The following is a 20,988-nucleotide window of genomic DNA, read 5'->3' on the forward strand; positions in this document are numbered from 1 at the left end:
AATGAAGAAAAATATACTTCGTGTTGGCATCATGTTTTTTTTAATATTAGTCATAACAGGTTGTGAAAAAAGAGCAAATACCTCCGAGGAACAAGATGTTTTTATTGGTAAAATCCTTGCAATAACAAAAGATGAGATTAATGTTATTGAAACATCAGGCGGTGGCTACGAGCAGAGGGTTCAAGAAGCAGAGGTTAAACTACTAGACGGTCCTTATGAGGGTGAAGTGATTAGGGTTATTAACTCTATGGATCAGATGTATGCTTATGACTTGGAACTTTTTGAAGGTTCTGAGATTTATACTTTTGTCGAATATGATGAAGATGGCAAAATCCTGGAAGGCTTTGTTTATAGCTATAGAAGGGATAAATATATCTATGTTTTAGTAGGCATATTCCTTATACTTATGGTGGTGGTTGGTGGCTATCAAGGTCTAAGGACACTTTTGACTCTTGGGTTGACGCTGGCAGGTATTTATTATATGTTGATTGGTATAGCAGCGGGTGGTAACGCTATTTTGTTATCTATGGTGATTTGTACGCTCATTGCTGTTGTAACCATGTTTCTGGTGACCGGCTTTAATCGAAAATCCATTTCGGCTATTTTGGGAACCATTGGTGGTGTACTTGTATCCGGGATTATAGCGATTATTGCCAGTGATTATGCTGTTCTGACCGGTCTTGGTACAACAGAAGCACAGATGCTTGTCTTTACTCAAGGTGAGATTGATTTTAATTTTACCAGCATTTTATTTGCAAGTATTTTGCTTGGAACACTTGGTGCCGTCATGGATGTATGTATGTCCATAGCTTCTGCCATCAATGAAATAACCGAAGCCAATCCTTTTATGAGTACAAAAGATCTTTTTAAATCAGGTATGAACATAGGTAGAGATGTTATGGGTACCATGGCAAACACTCTTATACTTGCCTATGCCGGTACATCCATATTTTTGATTCTCGTATTCTTTATGAATGACATACCCTATTTTGATATCATTAATATGGACGCTATAGCAACAGAGATTGTTAGGGCGCTATCGGGTACGATTGGGTTGGTTTTAAGTATTCCTTTAACGGCTTATATTGCAGCTGTTTTGGAGAAGAAAAATGAAAGTAATTATTAACACTATTTCACTTGACACACCAGGGTGAATGTACTATAATCCTGTCTTTGACAGTTGTGAAACAGAAAAAGCTTGAAATCCCTTATAAATAGGGGCTTCAAGCTTTTTATATGTCATTAATTTTTGCGTACTTTTTTTTTACTTTTTAGTCTTTTTGTATATATTTTTCATTTCTTTGTCGCTGACAATCTGATAGTCTGTTCTAAATCCATAGGTATCATGTAGTGCATCTGTAAAATCAGTACGTGTATAGGTCGGAATAAAACCCTGTCCAGGAACGCAATAGAAGTTCATATCCTTTAACTGGCCGACGATTTCGTTCGTTGTAAACTGGTTGTCTAGGTCTTTCTCCAGATATCTATATAAAACAAGTGCTAGAAAACAGGTTGTAAAATGCGCTTTTATACGGTCGTCTCTTTGAAGATAAACAGGTCTTGCTTTAAACTCGCTCTTCATAATTCTAAAACATTCTTCAACTTCCCAACGTCGGTGGTTAATTCTAGCTATTTCAGAAGCATCTTCGTCAAGGTTAGTACATACTGCATAGAAGCCGTCATAGATACTTTCCTCAGCAACAGTATTTGAATTAAGATGGTAAAGTGTCTCTTCTGCAACTTCACCATCACTTGTAACATTGGTGGAAGCGATAAATCGTTTATAATCATTTTGTCTTTTCTTACCTATACTTTTTGGGTTAGTGCTAATGAGTTTTGTGGCACGTTCAAGTTGTTTGTTTCTGATCTGACGTTGATAATAACGGTATTTAAGAGAAAAGGTGACAATCAGTTTTGCTCAAGATCATTCTCTTTAATCCATCTCTCTTTATAAAAGGTCATATTCTTATATTGCTCACAAAGACTTTCATTTTCATCAAACAGGTTTAAATCAAAGGTTTCTTTGGAATCATTGTGCCTCCATCCAGTTGGTTCTAAAGCCCACTCTTTTAAAAACTGCTTAAGTTTTTTGATGGATTGAGTTGTAATAAAAGAACGTCCATTTATATTATTAAACTTCCTATTTGCATTTGAAGATAAGCCGGCATCAGTACATACAACAAACTTGGATAGTTTGAAGTCTTCGATAATTTGCTTTTCTAAAGGCTTTAGAGTCACCTGCTCATTGGTATTGCCACTGTGAATGTTAAAAGCGAGAGGAATACCATCTCCATCCATAAACAAGCCCATTTCTACAATAGGGTTAGGACGGTTTTCTTTGGAGGGTCCATATTGTTTAAGGCCATCTTCTTGTTCAATCTCAAAAAAGTAGTTGGTACAGTCATAATAAAGAATTCGATCATTACGTTTAGAAACTGCTAGACTGTTTTTGTAAAGCTGTGATTGTATGAAATCGGATTCCTTAGCGATAACTTCTAAAGACCTGTAAATGTTCTGTAATTCAAAGTTTGGCTGTTCGAGAAGACGTTTAGAAGATTCAAAGGTGCAAAGCTTGGAAGAAGGAAAAAGAATTCTTCCGTAAATCAAACGAGAGAGAATACCGTTAAGGTCATAGGTGAACTTGTGCCTTGAAGAAATATCGTTACAAATCTTATGAAGCCCTAACTGGTAATAAATCTGTTGAAGAAAAAGATAGCCACCGTTGTAGGAACGTTGAATCTCTTTATCAATAAGCGTGGATTGCCTAAGCTTGATAATAACCTCACGTTTTTGTTCTTTTTCTTGGCGATTAAGATCTTCGATATACTTTTTGGCCCACTCTATGGGATTAGCACCATTTAGCTTTTTTTCTAAATCAGAATATCTGCCAAGTTTTTCGACGGTTCTAGTTTTTTGTTTTCCATCAACATAAATAGTTTCTATGACATATAATAATTGAACATTTTAGAATTTACAACTTTCAGCCTCATAACAACACCTCCTAATACCCTATATTATATCATAGAACGTAGTAGAACGTAAATGAAAAGAGTAGAATTTGACAAAAAAATAAGCCTAAATAGGCTTGTTATAAGGTTTTCGCTGTTTTAGTTACTTCGGCAAGTGTCAAAGACCCGGGTTGGTTTTAAGTATTCCTTTAACGGCTTATATTGCAGCTGTTTTGGAGAAGAAAAATGAAAGTAATTATTAACACTATTTCACTTGACACACCAGGGTGAATGTACTATAATGTTGTAGCGTGAGTTTGTATTATAAACCCCTTAGCCCCGGGTTTTGACCTACAAAAAACGAAACTAAGAATTCAATAGGAGGTAGAACCCATGAACACATTCATGCCAAACGATCAAACAGTTGATAGAAAATGGTATGTTGTTGATGCGACAGGACTGACACTCGGACGTCTTGCATCTGAAGTCGCTAAAGTACTTAGCGGTAAAACAAAGCCGATTTACACACCACATGTAGATACGGGTGACCATGTAATCATAATAAATTGCGAAAAAGTTGTATTGACAGGTAAAAAACTTGACCAAAAACTATACAGAACATATAGTGGATACATTGGTGGTCTTAAAGAAACCAAGTACAGAGATATGATGAAGAATAAGCCTGAACTTGTAATGACCCATGCAGTAAAGGGTATGTTGCCAAAAAACAAGATTGGTGCTCAAATGCTTACCAAATTGCGTGTCTATAGAGGCGCTGAACATAACCACGAAGCTCAAAAACCAGAAGTATTAGAATTTAAATTCTAATAGTCTCGAGAGGAGGAATAGACGTGGCACAAGTAAAATATTACGGAACAGGTCGTAGAAAAAGCAGCGTTGCAAGAGTCTATCTTGTACCTGGAAATGGTAAAATTACAATTAACAAAAGAGATATAGATGATTACTTTGGTTATGAAACCTTAAAAGTAATTACAAAACAACCACTTGTATTAACAGAGACATTAAGTAAGTTTGATGTAATCGTTAACGCACATGGTGGAGGATTCACAGGTCAAGCCGGTGCAATCAGACATGGTATCTCAAGAGCATTGCTTGAAGCAGACATTGAGTTCAGACCCGCACTCAAAAAAGCAGGATTCTTAACAAGAGACCCTCGTATGAAAGAGCGTAAAAAATACGGTCTTAAAGCAGCCAGAAGAGCACCTCAATTCTCAAAAAGATAAGCAGTTACTTGCGAATCAATATACAAAGAAAAAGCCCCCCGGAATGCTTGCATTCAAGGGAGGCTTTTTCTTTGTATATTGATTCATTAGAATGCAAGAAATGGCCGAGGCGTAACGAAGTGAAGTAGAGGCTCTTTCTTGTATTCGCAAGTAACTGGGTAGAAACGATGCAAGAAATGGCCGAGGCGTAACGAAGTGAAGTAGAGGCTCTTATGGGGGTCCCATGAAAACCCTTCCGCAGTGTGTATGATTACGGTCTCCGATTGGTGCATCCATGCACCAAAAGTCGACGGTCAGCATCCATGCTGACTTGCTCCACCATACATACTGCTCCAGGAACTTCATGGTCGATATTGGCTTGAGCTGGAGTTATTGGTTAGCTTAAACATATCATATAGAGTAAGGGATTATTAATGATACTGAAATTTAGCAGGCAATACGTACTGCTTTTAAGAATTATATTAGTAAGACTAGCTGTAGATTTATAATCTTATTCATATTATAATGACTTATAGAAACGAAATAATTTGATTAAAGAAAAGAGGTAAATTATGCGTAGAATATGGGGTGTAGTTGCAAGTTTACTCGTCATAATGACTTTATTATCAGGGTGTATGGATATAAGATTAGATTTTTTCTTAAAAAAAGATGGTTCAGGCGGGATTCATTCATTTGTTGCATCCAATCAAAGTGTAATGGGTGAGGGGGAAACAGTAGATATGGATTCAGATTTCGTTGAAGAAATGGGTATCAATGAGGATTATGTGCAAATCGAACGCAAACCAATAGAATATTATAAAGATGAAATGCTCTTTGTGGGAGAAGAAAATAGGATAGAGTTTAATCATCCGCTCATAGCTTTTAGCGATATTTCTCAAGAAGAAGAACTTGAGTGGTCTTATCAAGGTGATGATGTCTATCGTTTTGAAATACCTTTAAGTGATCTAAGTAATGAGGTTGATGATCAGGAAATGGTACAAATGAGTGCAGTCTTTAAAGCTATGGGTGGCCAAATCATATACTCATTTGAGACAGATTATGTGGTCATCGCGCATAACGCAGACTATATTAAAGAAAAAGCCATCTATGTTTGGGATTTGACTGATGATGTATTTTCACAATCATCAGAAAGGGCATTTGGATTTATAGAAATACGTATTGATTCAGAGCCCAGTGAAAATCTATTAAGACGTGAGCTTGAAGAAGACCATGATCTGGACCGAACCCACCGAGATTTTCACGGAGAGATACTTAAGGCACTGGGTTATCTAAAAGGAACTGATGAAGGTCTAGAACTTGACCGTGAACTTACTAGAGCAGAAGGCGCTATCATGTATTCAAGGCTTTTAGACTTAGAAGAAGAGGTAATAACCTTCGCCAGTGAACAATCGGACTATGTTTCAGGCTTTATGGATGTTCCGAATTGGGCAGAAGACACCATCAATTATCTTCATTATAAGGGACTCATTAAGGGACTTTCAGATGATATTTATGGATCAAATGCAAAAATGACAGAAGCCCAATATACAACGCTTGTCTTAAGAGCGCTAGGCTATTTGGATGATGAGGGCGATTTTACTTGGGATGCTTCAATAGACAAGGCAATTGAGATTGGATTATACGAAGATGATTTAAGAGACTATGTATATATACATGACAGTCAAGATGATATAGAATTTACACGACGTAAAATGAGTTATATATCCTATAATGCTCTTTTCTTTGAAAATATTAAAACGAGTGAAATGTTGTATGAAAGTAATTAGGGTCTCATGAAAACCCTTCCACAGTCTGTATGACTAACGGCTGTCCGTTGGTGTGTATTAGATTGACCTTATGATGTCAAAATGATATCATTAAAATGAAATTATGGTTAAAGGGTCAAAACTAAGTTTCACTAAATTCACCCAGCATATGTAGATTACGTTGATACATTCATAACTACATAAGGTAGGTGAAAGTTCAACTATATAGTTTTGACACCTTAACCAAATTATTAATAGTATAAAACCAACTGGTCTATAACGTTATAACATATTACCAAGGTGAAGGGAAAGTGAATCATGAAAATACGTAAGGTAATTATTCCGGCTGCCGGGCTTGGAACAAGGTTTCTACCGGCTACGAAAGCTCAACCGAAAGAAATGCTCCCTATAGTAGACAAACCAACCATACAATATATTATTGAAGAAGCTGTGGCAGCAGGCATTGAAGATATTATCATAATTACAGGTCGTAACAAACAATCGATTGAAGATCATTTTGATAAAAACATTGAATTGGAATTAAGTTTACAAGAAAAGGGTGAACAAGAATTACTAAAAATTGTAGAAAAATCCACCAATCTTGCTAACATTCATTTTGTTCGTCAGAAGGAACCGAAGGGACTGGGACATGCTGTTTTGGTCGCTAAGAATTTTATTGGCAATGAGCCGTTTGCTGTCATGCTTGGCGACGACGTGGTTGTATCCAAAGAGCCTTGTATTAAGCAGTTGATGAATGTGTATGATATTTACAATAGAAGTATATTAGGTGTTCAAACCGTAGCCCCAAGTGAAGTTTCCAAATATGGTATTGCCGATGTTACGATGGTGGATGGTCAGATTGCAAAGGTTAAAGGCCTTATTGAAAAACCGAGCATAGATGTAGCACCAAGCAATCTGGCTATAATGGGACGTTATATTATTACCCCAAGAATATTTCATTATCTTGAAACTCAAACACCGGGTGCTGGCGGAGAAATCCAGTTAACAGATGCTCTAATGAAGCTGTCTCAGGAAGAAGATATGTATACATTAGATTTCAAAGGGAAACGTTATGATGTGGGAAATAAGCTTGGTTTTATATCAGCAACCTTAGAATTTGCTTTGAGAAGAGATGATTTGAAGTTGGAGGTTTCTTCCTATTTAAAGAACCTTATGGAGGATTTGGATAAGAATCTTGAATACGAATAAATAATGCTGGAGGTACTAGGATGGCATGTGCATTGATTATGGCAGGAGGTTGTGGACAAAGGCTTTGGCCTTTATCCACAAAGACACATCCTAAACAATTATTAAGTTTATTCTCAGAAAAATCAATGATTTGGGAAACGGTGGATCGCATCAAGGAAGTTATTCCCTATGAACGTATTTTTATTGGGACCAATGCACTGCAAGCAGGGAGTATTATAGAGCAATTACCCATGTTGCCTCAGGATAACATTATCATTGAACCGATATTCAAGGATACAGCAGCAGCCATTGGTTATGGAAGCCTATATATAAGCAATAGATATCCTCATACACAATTGGTTGTACTGCCATCAGATCACTTAATAAAAGATGGTGATACTTTTTGTGAGGTATTAAGAAAAGGGATAGCAGAAGCTAAACTTAACAACACAATTGTAACACTAGGCATTCAACCCAATCGAGCAGAAACCAGCTTTGGTTATATTGAAGTAGGCTTGGAGGCAGAAGTCAATAAGGTCTGGAAAACTAAATGTTTTTGTGAAAAACCGGATCAGGTAACAGCCAACAACTACATGAAGTCTGGTAGACATCTTTGGAACAGTGGTATGTATATCTTTAACCTAGATGATATTATGAAAGAAATTGCCCGATATATGCCAAATCATTTTGCAATACTTACAACCATCAAACAATATATTGACAAAGATCTTACAGGCATAGCTTTAGCGGAGGCAACTCAGTATCTTTTTGAACATTTTGACCGTATATCCATTGACTACGGTATTATGGAGCAAGTAAAAAACTTAAGGGTCATACCTTGCGATATAGGGTGGAATGATGTGGGCAGCTTTAATGCTTTTGAAGAGGTATTTGACAAAAATGAAAACGGTTCGATTATATGTAAGGCATCAGTAAAAGAAATCAATGCCTATAACAATATTGTTTATTTAGAAGAGGATGAGGTTGCACTGATTGGAGTAGAAAACCTAGTAGTGGTCAAGTCAGAAGGTAAGTTACTCATCTGTCACAAGAATGCGATACAAGACATTAAGAAGATTTTTCAATAGCTAAGTAGGCGTGAGGAAAAAGCAGATGATCATCTGCTTTTTTTGTTTTTCTTCTCAGGTTCTATTTTAGTACATAGGAAAACTTGAGAAATACGAAATAAAAAGGTATACTATAAGCAACGGAAATTATAGCTTTAATTCAAGCTAATTAGAATTAATTAAAATAAATGGAGGAATATTTATGTCAAAAGAGAAAATATTATCCTGTAAGAAGACACTTACAGTAGATGGTAAAGCATATAACTACTATGATTTAAAAACATTTGAGTCTTTGGGATATGGGGATGTAGCACATCTGCCTTATTCCATGAAAGTATTACTAGAAGGTGCTATAAGACAGTTTGACGAAAAAACCATTACACTTGATCATATCAAGCAAATCGCATCATGGACGTCAGATGATGAAAAAGTTAAAGAAATACCTTTTATTCCAGCCAGAATCATATTACAGGACTTTACCGGTGTGCCTGCTGTCGTTGACTTAGCGGCTATGCGTTCCACAGTAAGCCGAGCAGGTTTTGATCCAAAGAAAATCAATCCGTTGATACCGGTTGACCTAGTTATTGATCACTCTTTGATGGTAGATGCCTATGGTACCAGTGAAGCACTTGAGATTAACAATAATAATGAATTTCTTCGTAATGATGAACGTTATAGATTTCTTAGATGGGCACAAACGGCATTTGACAATTTTAGAGCGGTACCGCCGGCGACAGGTATTATCCACCAAGTTAACCTGGAGTATTTGGCAACAGTGGCAGCAACAAAAGACATCGACAATGAGACATGGGTTTTCCCTGATTCTCTAGTAGGGACAGATTCTCATACTACAATGATTAATGGTCTTGGTGTTGTAGGTTGGGGTGTTGGTGGTATCGAAGCAGAAGCAGGTATGCTTGGACAGCCTTTGTACTTTGTTATTCCTGAAGTCATCGGGTTTAGATTAACAGGGAATTTACTAGAAGGAGCAAATGCTACAGACTTAGCACTTACCGTCACGCAACGTCTACGAGAAGAAAAAGTCGTGGGCAAATTTGTTGAATTTTTCGGTCCTGGGTTGGATTCCATGAGCTTGGCAGATCGGGCTACTGTAGCCAATATGTCCCCGGAATATGGGGCGACAATGGGCTTTTTCCCCGTTGACAAAGAGACCTTAGACTATTTAAGAGCGACAGGAAGAAGCGAATCAGAGATTAATCTGGTAGAAGTCTATTACAAAGCCCAAGGTTTATTTAGAGATGAAAACAGTCTTGAACCACAATACACTAAAGTTGTGGAGTTGGACATGTCAACGGTCGTATCCAGTTTGGCAGGACCTAAAAGACCTCAGGACCGCGTTGAATTAACACGTATGAAAGAGGCATTTAATGAAGTCATTAGAAAACCCTTTGCAGAAGGTGGTTTTAACCTAACTGAAGAAGAAATTACTACAGCAGTAGACGTTGAAGTAGATGGACAAAAAGATACCATTAAAACAGGATCTGTTGTTATTGCAGCGATTACGAGTTGTACCAATACATCAAACCCAAGCGTTATGTTGGGTGCAGGACTTGTGGCGAAAAAAGCTGTTGAACTGGGACTTAAGAAACCTGTATTTGTTAAAAGCAGTCTAACGCCAGGATCCCTTGTTGTAACAGAATATCTAAAAGAAGCCGGCTTGTTGCCTTATCTTGAAACACTTGGATTTAATGTAGCAGGTTATGGTTGTGCGACATGTATCGGTAACAGTGGACCTCTTAAAAAGCCGATTAGTGACGCCATCACTGATAATGATATAACTGTAGCATCTGTTCTAAGTGGTAACCGTAATTTTGAGGGCCGTATTCATGCACAAGTAAAAACCAATTACCTAGCATCCCCGATGTTGGTCGTAGCTTATGCCCTTGCAGGTAATGTGAATATTGATATGATGAATGAACCAATAGGGTTTGGACATGAAGAGCAACCTGTATATTTGAAGGATATTTGGCCTACTTCTCTTGAAATCAAAGAGGCTGTGGCAATGGCCGTTAAGCCGGAGATGTTTAGACAAAAATATGCAGATGTTTTCTCAGGCAATATAAGGTTCAACAATATTCCGGTACCGGAAGGTGACCTTTATGAATGGGACAAAAACTCAACTTATATTCAGGAACCACCATTTTTTATGAATCTGAAAAAAGAAATTTTTGACATAGAAGATATTAAAAGTGCAAAAGTATTAGCTCTACTGGGTGATTCGGTCACAACAGATCATATATCACCGGCAGGTAATATCGGAAAAAATAGCCCGGCGGGTGAGTATTTAAAAACCTGTGGTGTAGATCCGATTGATTTTAATAGTTTCGGTTCCAGACGTGGTAATCATGAGGTAATGATGCGTGGCACCTTTGGAAACATTCGAATACGTAATCAAATAGCCCCAGGAACGGAGGGTAGCTATACAACCTATTTCCCAACGGGTGAAGTGATGTCTATCTTTGATGCATCCATGAAGTATCAAGAAGAAGGTAGGAACCTGATCGTTATTGCAGGTAAAGAGTACGGTACAGGAAGTTCAAGAGATTGGGCAGCAAAAGGTACAGCCTTATTAGGTATACAAGCGGTTATAGCAGAAAGTTATGAGCGTATTCATCGATCGAATTTGGTTGGTATGGGCATACTTCCCTTACAATTTATTGAGGGTCAAAATGCCCGTACCCTTAACTTGAAAGGTACGGAAGTCTTTGATATCAAAGGTCTTAACAATGATATTCAACCGGGAGCCTTAGTAGATGTTATTGCTACATCAGAAGACGGACAAATGATAACCTTTAAAGCTAAGGTGAGAATGGACTCTATTGTAGATCAGGAATACTATCGTAATGGTGGTATACTTCATACGGTCTTAAGGAGAATGATTCACTAAAATAGTTACAAAAATAGAGGCTCTTTGTCAAATCTTGGGGTAATCCCTATATTGATGAGTCAACCAAGTCTCTAAGTGAAAAAAAGCTTAGGGACTTTTTAGATGAAGTTAGATGTTCTTTTACAACCCTAATACAAGCTGGGGATAGAATGAAAGGGGTTTTAATGGTGGGTCCCATGAAAACCCTTCCACAGTGTGTATGACTACGGCCTCCGGTTGGTGCGTCCTGCACCAAAAGTCGGCGGTCTGCATCCATGCAGACTTGCAAATTTCATAAGAAAGTTTTCACTTAGCATCATGTCTTGAAGACTGACATGATGCATGAAGTTACTTTCTTATGAGCCTAGTCACACACACTGCTTCCAGGAACTTCATGGTCGGTGCTAACTAACATGGTATTATTGGTACCTTTAACTCATCATGTGGAGTATACGATTTTTAAACCTATTGAAATTACGCATACCATATGCATTTCTTTTAAGAACCTTAATCTTATTGTTAACGCCTTCTGTATAGCCATTCGTATAAGGACAAGTAAAGGAGTTAAGAATATACTTTTGCCAGTTTATGATGGTATTCATACACGTTATAAACTCGGGTTCATTCTGTGTTGCTACAAAAACGTACCATTCTTTAAGGCGTTTTAATGCTGTATCCTTATCTGGAGCATCTACAAAGTCATAGAACTTTTCCTTAAGAAGATAAGCTGTCCTAAGCCTTGAGGATGTATCAAGCATGACGCTTACTTGGTCGACTTGCTCATCTGTTAAAAATCGACGTCTTTTAATAGTAGGTGTCGGCTTCTTTTGAAGTATTTCCTTCTCGTCTTGTAAAATTTTTCTGCTCTTGTTTTCTAACCCGATCAAAGGCCCATGTTATCTGTCTAATCCAATGATACTTGTCTATGACGATTGTTGCATTCTTAAAATAGGTTTCAGCAATATCGCGATAAGGCTGCCACATATCCATAACAAAATAAGCTACTTTATCACGGTTCTTAAAGCGTCTGAAGTAGTCAGAAAGGATATGATGTTCGCGACCAGGCAAAATATCTAAGACCTTTTTATTAACCGGATCAGTAAGAATACCTTGATATTTGCGTCCCGCATTACCCTTAAATTCATCAATAGACAGCACTCTGGGTAAAGAGGTATTGGTATAGTCGATAAATTTAAAGAGTCTAAAAATAGTGGTTATAGAAAGATTACAATGTTTAGCAATATCGGTCATGGAATGTGTAGAACGCATTCTATCAATGACATACTGGACTAAACGCGTAGACATTCTAAAATAGCGAGGAAGAAAAGTATTCTTCTCATAAAACCGCTTATTACAATGATTACAAGTATAACGACGCTTACGATAATGAAACAAAGTATTGAGGCCAAAAGCAGGAGCATCTTTAAACACTTGAAACCTGTAATCATGTACTTTATCGGTCTTTTGATGACAATGGGGGCAATGATGAGTTCTTCTGGGTAATTCACAATAGATGTGTAATGCATCAGGGTCATTTTCGATTTTAGTTACGATTATGTCTTTTAATCCTAACAGTTTTTCGATATAATGGTTATTGAGCATAAGCTTTACCTCCTTGTTGTTTGGTTGTGGTGACTTTATTTTACAAGGGATTTAGTTTATGCTCAACTTTTTTTGTAAAAAAATAAATGTTGAGGTGAATATCTCACCCCAACATTTATTATAGAACCAAAATAGAAAGCGGTGTGTTTCTTACACTTGCTTTCTATTTTTTTTGTCCGCAAGGGGCACAATCAATAAGTAATTAGTCCTAGAGAGCATCTTTTTTTTCTTTGTGAAGCCTCATTATATAAGGGTTCATCATTTGTTAACAGTTATGTCATAACATAGACATATAATGTCCTGTGCTTAGTTATTTGGTTATATGATAAACTTATATATGTAGAAATATTATAAGGAAAAAGGAGGATTAACATTGAAAAAGAGATTAAGTTTTTTACTCACATTCATTATGCTACTAACAATGGTGATGCAAGTAGGGGTATCAGCGCAATCAACTTACACTGTTAAAGAGGGAGATGTATTATGGCGTATTGCTAGACAATACGATATGGACTGGGAAGACCTAGCAAAGTACAATAATCTGGCAAATCCACATTTGATCTATGTGGGACAACAAATAAAAATTCCAACTGCCGGTGAAGAAGAAGTGGCAGAAGTAAAATCAAACGAAGTTCAGATATCACTTCTAGCAACTAGTGACTTGCATGGACGCATTTATCCATATGAATATGCAATTGATTCAGCCGATGCAGATGCAGGCCTCGCTAAAATCCAAACATTAGTTAAAGCTGAAAGAGCAGCAAGCGATAATGTTATTTTGATGGATCTAGGTGATACTGTACAAGATAACAGTGCGGAGCTGTTTAATGCAGACCCTGTACATCCAATGATCAAGGCATTAAATTATATGGATTATGATACTTGGACGATTGGCAATCATGAGTTCAACTTTGAAAAATCATTCCTAGACAACAACGTTAATACCTTTAACGGATCAGTACTTGGAGCGAACATCTATAAAACAGACGGCTCTTATTATGTAAAGCCTTATACAATCATTGAAAAAGAGGGCGTTAGAGTTGCCATTGTTGGGTTATTACCACCACATATTGACACTTGGGAAGCAGCTGCGCCTCAACATTTTGAAGGCTTAGCTTTTGAAGGAACGGTTGAATCTGCTAAGAAAACTGTTGCGGCTATTGCAGGCCAGTATGACATATTAGTTGGTGCTTTTCATTTAGGAAAAGACGGTGAACATGGTTATGAAGGTGCATCAGCAGTTGCCCAAGCTGTTCCGGAATTTGATGTCATATTCATGGGTCATGCTCATGAAAAACTTGCGGACTTAAAAGTAAACGGCGTTACAATGATAGAACCAGGTGCTTATGGAGCGGCTTTATCTAAAGCAGATATCGTTGTAACAAAAACCGCGGATAAATTTGAAGTGACATCGATTACCCCATCAAATATTGAAACATCTGGGGTTGAAGCGGATGCGGATATGTTAGCAGAATTTAAATATGTTCATGATGCATCATTAGCAGATGCGAATACAGTTGTAGGTTCTATTTCTGCTGATTACATCGAGAATGTAGATTATATTACAGGTGAAGCCAATGTGACAACGATGCCAACTTCACAAGTAGAAGATACAGCATTAATTGATTTAATTAATGAAGTACAATTATTCTATACCGAGGCAGATGTGAGTTCTGCGGCAACATTCACAAACAATATGAACCTTGTTGCAGGAGAATTTAAGAAAAAAGATGTCGCCTATATCTATAAATACCCAAATACTTTAATGGGTGTAAATATTACAGGTGCTAATCTTAAAAAGTATATGGAATGGTCAGCTTCCTACTATAACACTTATGTTCCGGGTGATGTAACCGTTAGTTTTGATCCTAACATTCGTGGTTATAATTATGATATGTTTGCAGGCGTTACCTATGATATCGATATTAGTCAACCTTCAGGATCAAGAATCACCAATCTCCTTATGAATGGTGTGGCTATTGATGATGCGAAAACTTATAAGTTAGCTGTTAACAACTATAGATTTGGTACATTACTAGGTCTTGAGTTGGTTACTGAAGCAGATAAGTACTATGATTCATATAGTGAAATGCAAGATGCAGGACGTATTCGTGACTTGATTATCAAATATATCGTTGATGAAAAAGCAGGCGTAGCAACACCTTCCCTAGATAATAACTGGAAAATAATTGGAAATGAATTTGAGCATCCACTAAAAGCTGAAGCTTTGGAAATGGTTAAATCAGGTGCAATTGAGATTCCTACCAGTGAAGATGGACGAACACCAAATGTTAAGTCCGTTAATGTATATGACTTAATCAAAGATGGAAAGTTTACAGAATATCAATCATTGACACTTTTACACACAAACGATATGCATGGATTCTTCGTTGAAGGTCAGTATGATGGCATGGGTGCAGCAAAACTCAAAACTGTCTTTGATATGTACAAAGGTATGAGTGCAAATACACTGGTACTCGATGCTGGTGACGCTACTCAAGGTGCCAATCTTGTGACATTGTCAAAGGGTGAAAAAGCAATAGAGGTATTAAATGCATTAGGTTATGATGCAATGACTACCGGAAATCATGAATTTGATTATGATCAAGCTCAATTGCTTAAAAACGTTAGTATGGCTGACTTCCCTGTGCTTGCCGCTAATGTTAAAAAAGCAGATGGTACAGATTTCTTGACGCCTTATGTTATTAAAGATGTAAACGGAATCAAAGTTGCAATCTTTGGTTTAATTACGCCTGACACAACATTCCTAAGCCATCCAGACAATTCTGTCGGATTAACCTTTGAAGATCCGGCTGCTGTTGCTGCTACATTAGTACCTTCGCTTAGAGCTCAAGCGGATGTTGTTGTGGCATTGGTTCACTTAGGTGACGAAGGCGGCGTTTATACAAGTAGCAATCTTGCAACCAATGTTACCGGCATCGATGTTATCATTGATGGACATAGTCATTCGACTTATCCAAATGGTAATGTTGTAAACGGTACATTGATCGCCAGTGCAGGTGAAAAAACTAAAAATGTCGGTATTATTGAATTTGCATTGAAAGACGGTGCAGTCATATCTAATGGTGCTCGTTTATTTACAAAAGCAATGTCCCTTAATATTGAGGGTGAGCCAACCGTTGCAGCATTAATCGAAACCATTAAAGCTGAAAATGCTGTTATTGAAAATGAAGTGGTTGCAACGACGCCAGAAGTTCTTTTAGGTGAAAGAGACGATGTCAGAACGGGTGAAACAAATCTTGGTAACCTTATCGCAGAATCTTTACTTGATATAAGTGGTGCTGATGTTGCTCTAACAAATGGTGGCGGTATCAGAACATCAATAAATGCTGGAGATATTACGAAAGGTGAGGTACTTACAGTTCTTCCTTTTGGCAATACCGTAAGAGTTATTGAACTTACCGGTGCAGATCTTGTTGCTGCGATAGAAAATGGTATTACAGATTATCCGGAAGCAAAAGGTGCGTTCCCACATATCGCAGGTATGATGGTTGAATTTGATTCATCTAAAGATGCTGGAAGTCGCGTAACAAGTTTGAAAATTGCTGGAGAAGAAGTTGATACTACAGCTACGTATACACTTGCTACAAATGATTACTTGGTAGCTGGTGGTGATGGGTATACGATGTTTACAGGTAAAAAAGTTGTTGCTGAATTTGGAGCAATGGATGAAGTGCTAATAGACTTTATCAATGCGAGTGGTACTGGTAAAGGGGCTATTACAGATCGTATTAAAGATATCGCTGAGTTGACTTCAGCATTCTTCTATGAACTGTTTGACATCGCTGCATAGATTTTAAACAAAGAGAGCTGATTTGCTTAACCTAGCAATGATATGCCCCCTGTCTATTTGACAGGGGGCATATTACATACCAGCTCTCTTTTTATTCTCATTTAGCTTAATCCCTTTCAGTTACCTATTTATGTCCTTGCATTGTTGGTATTAACTAAAAATTTGGGCGAAAAGTACAAAAAGTTTGACAAGTAAAATTTAATAGGTGTATAATAACAATAGGAATATTTAATGAGACTAAACATTCTGCAAAACAATCAAAGAGGTAATGAGGCCTTTTATATAAGACAAGTTCTTTTATAAGGGGCTTTTTTGTTACAAAGGAAAGTAGACAGACTTCTATAAGTTAGGAGGGAACCTATGTGTGATGCAATAGTATTGGCTGGTGGTTTTTCAAGTAGGACTTATAAGAATAAATTGGAGTTGCCCATAAATGGGGAACCCATTTTACGTGTTGTTGTCATGACATTACAACAATGTTGTAACAATATTGTTGTTGTGGGTGGTCACTATTACAATGAAGTTGTAGAGATGCTTAAGGACATGGAGCGTGTTAAGGTTGTATATAACCCAAACTATAATGAGGGTATGTTCAGTTCTGTTTTAACCGGTGTGGCCTTTATGACTCAGGATTTTGTTTTAATTCCCGGTGACTATCCATTGATTCATAAATCAACGTATAAAACAATTATTGATACAGAAGGTGAGATCGTTGTACCCACTTACAAAGGAAGAAAAGGCCATCCCATACTTATTAGGCGACATTTGATTCATCCACTGCTTTTGGAATCTCCACTGTCTAATTTGAAGAAATTTAGAGATCGATATCAAGTGACCTACTTACCTGTTGAGGATGAAGGTATACTTATGGATATAGATACCATCGACGATTACGAAAATATAAAAGCACAGATAATAGAAGGGGGTTATGGATTTGAAGATTAAAGCATATACAATGCCTACTAATCTGGAAGAAGCGTATCAATTGCTACAAAAAGATGATGCTGCCATTATCGCAGGAGGCGCATGGCTGAAGTTGTTACCAAAAACATTGTCGCAAGGTATTGATTTGTCTGGACTCAAGTTGGATTCCATTAACGAATCAGAAGAATATTATACCATTGGTAGCATGGTGACATTAAGACAGATTGAGACACACAGCAGTCTTGGAACTTTTATGGGCGGTGTATTGCAGGAAGCGATCTCTCATATTATGGGCGTGCCTATACGTAATATTGCTACTATTGGGGGAACGGTTGCCGGTAGATATGGTTTTTCAGATTTGTTAACACCCCTTCTTGCCCTTAAAGCCAATCTTGTTTTTTACAAGAAAGGTCAGGTCTCTTTAGAATCTTATTTAAAGGAAGCACCAAAAGAAAAAGACATATTGCTTCAAATCATTATAAAAAAAGAATATGGTAAGGCAAACTATTCTACGGTTAAAAAAACAGCCAATGATTTTCCCATATTGAATGTAAGTGTTGTAAAGATTGGTAGTCATTTCAGAGTAGCTGTTGGCGCAAGACCTTCTGTAGCCACTTTTGCAATTAAGAGCATGACTTATTTAAATGATAGTAAGACTTTAACAGAAGAAATAATTAAAGAAGCGGCTAGGATTGCGGTAGAAGAAATAAAATTCGGAGGCAATGCCAGAGCCTCTAAAGCCTATAGAACCCAACTGTGTAAAGTTATGGTAGAAAGAGGTATTAAGGAGGTGGCTTATGAAAACACAAATTAAAGTGAATGGTAAAATCAGGACATTTGAGGTGGAACCGGATGAATATTTGGTAGATACACTAAGAAAGCATCATTATTATAGTGTGAAAAAGGGTTGTGATACTTCTTCATGTGGCGTATGTACTGTACTTTTGGATGGTAAGCCTATCGCTTCTTGCAGCTATTTGTCTGTAAAGGCCAATGGCCATGCTGTGACCACTGTTGAGACCATAGAAGAAGAGGCAACACATTTAGCCGAGCTCTTCGGTAAAGAAGGTGCAGATCAATGTGGTTTTTGTAATCCGGGATTGGCTTTAACTGTCCATGCGATGAAAAAAGAATTGACAGACCCTACAGATGAAGATATACGCAACTATTTAGTCGGCAATTTATGTCGTTGTTCAGGTTATGTGTCCCAGCATCGGGCCATCAAAGCATACATGGAGGTGAGAAAATCATGAAATGTGTCAATCATAATACCGGATCTATAGACGGAAAAGGCCTCATGCTTGGACGTCCTGCTTATACCAATGATTTGGCCGATCCCAATGCTTTAACGGTTAAGATCTTAAGGAGTCCTCATCCTCACGCGAAGATACTCAATATTGATATCAAAAAAGCTATGTCCCTAGAAGGGGTAGAATGTGTTTTAACATATAAGGATTTTAAAAGAATACCGGTTACACGTGCAGGACAAGGGTATCCAGAGCCTTCACCCCACGACAAGTTTGTGTTGGATTCAGTTGTGCGCTATGTAGGTGATGATGTGGCTATTGTAGCAGCTGAAACAGAAGCCATTGCAAATAAAGCTCTTGAATTGATTCAGGTTGACTATGAGATTCTTGAACCTGTGTTGGATTTTGAGAAAGCCTTTGAAAATGAAAGTGTTATACATCTTGAGCCGGAAATTCATGAAATGTTTCCTATTGGATTTGAACCGGAGAAGAATGTGGCAGCAGCTTACCATATGGAAATAGGTTCAGTTGAAGCGGTTATGGGTAGGTGTGATGTTACAGTTTCAACTTCTCATTATACCCAAGCCCAAGCCCATGTTATGATGGAACCGCATACGGCTAATGCAAGGTTGGATTTTCAAGACCGTTTGGTGATCTACTCATCCACACAAACACCTTTTCATGCTAGAAGGATTGTCTCACAAGCCCTTGAAATTCCGATGAGTAAAATAAGGGTCATCAAACCTAGAATCGGAGGCGGTTTTGGTGGTAAGCAGTGTCTACATGGTGAATTTTTTGTCGCTGCGGTGACGCTGAAAACCAAGAAACCTTGTAAACTTGTCTATACTAGAAAAGAAGTCTTTGAGTCCAGTTATTCAAGACATCCGATGCGTATTGATGTCACCCTTGGAGCAACAAAAGAAGGAGAATTAAAAGCTCTTGACGTAAAGGTACTTTCCGATACAGGTGCCTATGGTGAACACGCACTTACGGTTTTTATGGTCGCGGGTGCAAAAACATTACCTTTATACAATAAAGTTGAAGCCGTTCGTTTCGGTGGCAGAGTCGTTTACACCAACCACACACCTGGAGGCGCCTTTAGAGGTTATGGTGCCATACAAGGCAATTTTGCAGTGGAGTCAACGGTTGACCAGCTTTGTGAAAAACTAGGTATTGACCCTATTGAATTTAGGAAAAAGAACATGATAGCAGAGGGTGAGACCTCACCGGTATTTGCAAAAATGGGTGAAGGTACAGAGGGAACAGCTATGAATATGGATAGCTGTAAATTGGATTATTGTGTCGACCGAGGTATGGAACTCATTGGGTGGAAAGACAAATATCCAAGACAAGCCATCTCCAAAACAAAAGTAAGAAGTGTGGGTATGTGTCTTGCTATGCAAGGATCCGGCATACCTTATATTGATATGGGCTCGGCAATGATTAAGCTTAATGATACAGGTTTCTATAACTTGATGATTGGCGCTACAGATATTGGGCAAGGTAGTGATACTATTTTGGCACAGATTGCAGCAGAGAGTCTAAAAACTACCGTAGATAAAGTCATTGTTTATTCATCGGATACAGACTTAACACCTTTTGATACGGGTGCTTATGCCTCCAGCACAACCTATGTATCCGGCAATGCAGTTAAAAAAGCAGCAGACAAGATGTTTGAAATGATCATAGATGAAGGGTCAAAGGCTCTTGGTGTAAGACCTGAAGATATTCACTTTGATGGTGAAGTCCTAAAAGTAAAAGATACCGATACATCCATGACATTGGAGTCATTGTCCAATCGACTCTTTTATAATGAAGACCAAAAACAATTGGTAGCGGCCCATTCTTATGTTGGTACAAAATCACCACCACCTTTTATGGCCGGATTTGCCGAGGTCGAGGTGGACCTTGAAACAGGTGAATTTAAAGTATTAGATTATGTCGCTGTGGTAGATTGTGGGACGACAATCAATCCAAGCTTAGCGAAAGTCCAAGTGGAAGGCGGCATACTTCAAGGTTTGGGCATGGCCATGTTTGAAGAGGTTATTTACAATAAAAGCGGTAGTCTTATTACCAATAACCTGATGAATTACCGAATACCAACCCGCAAGGAGGTTACGAATATACGTGTCGAATTTGCGGATAGTTATGAAGCTTCTGGACCCTATGGTGCCAAATCAGTTGGAGAGATTGGTATTGACACACCACCAGCTGTCATTGCCAATGCCATATACAATGCCATAGGTGTTAGAATTAATAGCCTCCCAATTACATCTGAAAAAGTTTGGGCGGCGATACAGAGTAAGGAAGTATAGAGAAAGA

The 20,988-nt window shown here is 37.8% G+C and carries 12 protein-coding genes and 2 pseudogenes; 12 read left to right on the forward strand and 2 right to left on the reverse strand.

The genetic code is table 11. The features are described 5' to 3' along the window. Position 1: 1 nt before the first annotated feature. The gene (locus PATL70BA_RS12740; protein WP_125137723.1) at positions 2–1,126 is read left to right on the forward strand and encodes a YibE/F family protein; all 1,125 of its coding nucleotides are present in this window, start codon (positions 2–4) and stop codon (positions 1,124–1,126) included. A 138-nt stretch (positions 1,127–1,264) separates the two neighbouring features. Here PATL70BA_RS12740 and PATL70BA_RS17235 read toward each other — a convergent pair. Next, a pseudogene (locus PATL70BA_RS17235) lies at positions 1,265–2,990 on the reverse strand (IS1634 family transposase). Positions 2,991–3,341: 351 nt separating this feature from the next. Here PATL70BA_RS17235 and rplM point away from each other — a divergent pair. From rplM to acnA, 6 genes are all read left to right on the forward strand, one after another. Next, positions 3,342–3,776: a 50S ribosomal protein L13 gene (gene rplM / locus PATL70BA_RS12750; RefSeq protein ID WP_125137724.1), complete on the forward strand. Its 435-nt coding sequence runs from the start codon at positions 3,342–3,344 to the stop codon at positions 3,774–3,776. A gap of 23 nt (positions 3,777–3,799) precedes the next feature. After that, positions 3,800–4,192, forward strand: a complete 393-nt coding sequence (gene rpsI, locus PATL70BA_RS12755) for a 30S ribosomal protein S9 (protein WP_125137725.1) — start codon at positions 3,800–3,802, stop codon at positions 4,190–4,192. Positions 4,193–4,743: 551 nt separating this feature from the next. After that, entirely contained in the window at positions 4,744–5,958 is a 1,215-nt protein-coding gene (locus PATL70BA_RS12760) for an S-layer homology domain-containing protein (RefSeq protein WP_125137726.1), read from the forward strand. A gap of 297 nt (positions 5,959–6,255) precedes the next feature. Then, on the forward strand, positions 6,256–7,146 hold the full coding sequence (gene galU, locus PATL70BA_RS12765; protein WP_125137727.1) for a UTP--glucose-1-phosphate uridylyltransferase GalU: 891 nt from the start codon (positions 6,256–6,258) through the stop codon (positions 7,144–7,146). Positions 7,147–7,166: 20 nt separating this feature from the next. After that, complete coding sequence (locus tag PATL70BA_RS12770; RefSeq protein WP_125137728.1) at positions 7,167–8,213, forward strand: mannose-1-phosphate guanylyltransferase; 1,047 nt, start codon at positions 7,167–7,169, stop codon at positions 8,211–8,213. A 181-nt stretch (positions 8,214–8,394) separates the two neighbouring features. Then, positions 8,395–11,100, forward strand: a complete 2,706-nt coding sequence (gene acnA, locus PATL70BA_RS12775; protein ID WP_125137729.1) for an aconitate hydratase AcnA — start codon at positions 8,395–8,397, stop codon at positions 11,098–11,100. 410 nt (positions 11,101–11,510) lie between these two features. Here acnA and PATL70BA_RS12785 read toward each other — a convergent pair. Continuing rightward, positions 11,511–12,681: pseudogene (locus tag PATL70BA_RS12785) on the reverse strand (ISL3 family transposase). 373 nt (positions 12,682–13,054) lie between these two features. On the opposite strand from PATL70BA_RS12785, the gene PATL70BA_RS12790 reads away from it, so the two are divergent. The 5 genes from PATL70BA_RS12790 to PATL70BA_RS12810 all read left to right on the forward strand — a co-directional run bounded on the left by PATL70BA_RS12790 (position 13,055) and on the right by PATL70BA_RS12810 (position 20,981). Then, a complete protein-coding gene (locus PATL70BA_RS12790) occupies positions 13,055–16,495 on the forward strand; it encodes a 5'-nucleotidase C-terminal domain-containing protein (RefSeq protein ID WP_125137731.1) in 3,441 nt (1,146 codons plus the stop codon). Positions 16,496–16,855: 360 nt separating this feature from the next. Next, positions 16,856–17,440, forward strand: a complete 585-nt coding sequence (locus PATL70BA_RS12795; protein ID WP_125137732.1) for a nucleotidyltransferase family protein — start codon at positions 16,856–16,858, stop codon at positions 17,438–17,440. After that, positions 17,424–18,233, forward strand: coding sequence for an FAD binding domain-containing protein (locus tag PATL70BA_RS12800; protein ID WP_125137733.1), 810 nt, complete (start codon positions 17,424–17,426; stop codon positions 18,231–18,233). The genes PATL70BA_RS12795 and PATL70BA_RS12800 overlap by 17 nt, the downstream gene beginning before the upstream one ends. Then, complete coding sequence (locus tag PATL70BA_RS12805) at positions 18,217–18,672, forward strand: (2Fe-2S)-binding protein (protein WP_125137734.1); 456 nt, start codon at positions 18,217–18,219, stop codon at positions 18,670–18,672. Before PATL70BA_RS12800 ends, PATL70BA_RS12805 begins: the two co-directional genes overlap by 17 nt. Then, positions 18,669–20,981, forward strand: a complete 2,313-nt coding sequence (locus tag PATL70BA_RS12810) for a xanthine dehydrogenase family protein molybdopterin-binding subunit (RefSeq protein WP_125137735.1) — start codon at positions 18,669–18,671, stop codon at positions 20,979–20,981. The genes PATL70BA_RS12805 and PATL70BA_RS12810 overlap by 4 nt, the downstream gene beginning before the upstream one ends. The last annotated feature ends 7 nt before the right edge of the window (positions 20,982–20,988 follow it).

Origin of the sequence: Petrocella atlantisensis, assembly GCF_900538275.1 — a bacterium.
GTDB classification, from domain to species: domain Bacteria; phylum Bacillota; class Clostridia; order Lachnospirales; family Vallitaleaceae; genus Petrocella; species Petrocella atlantisensis.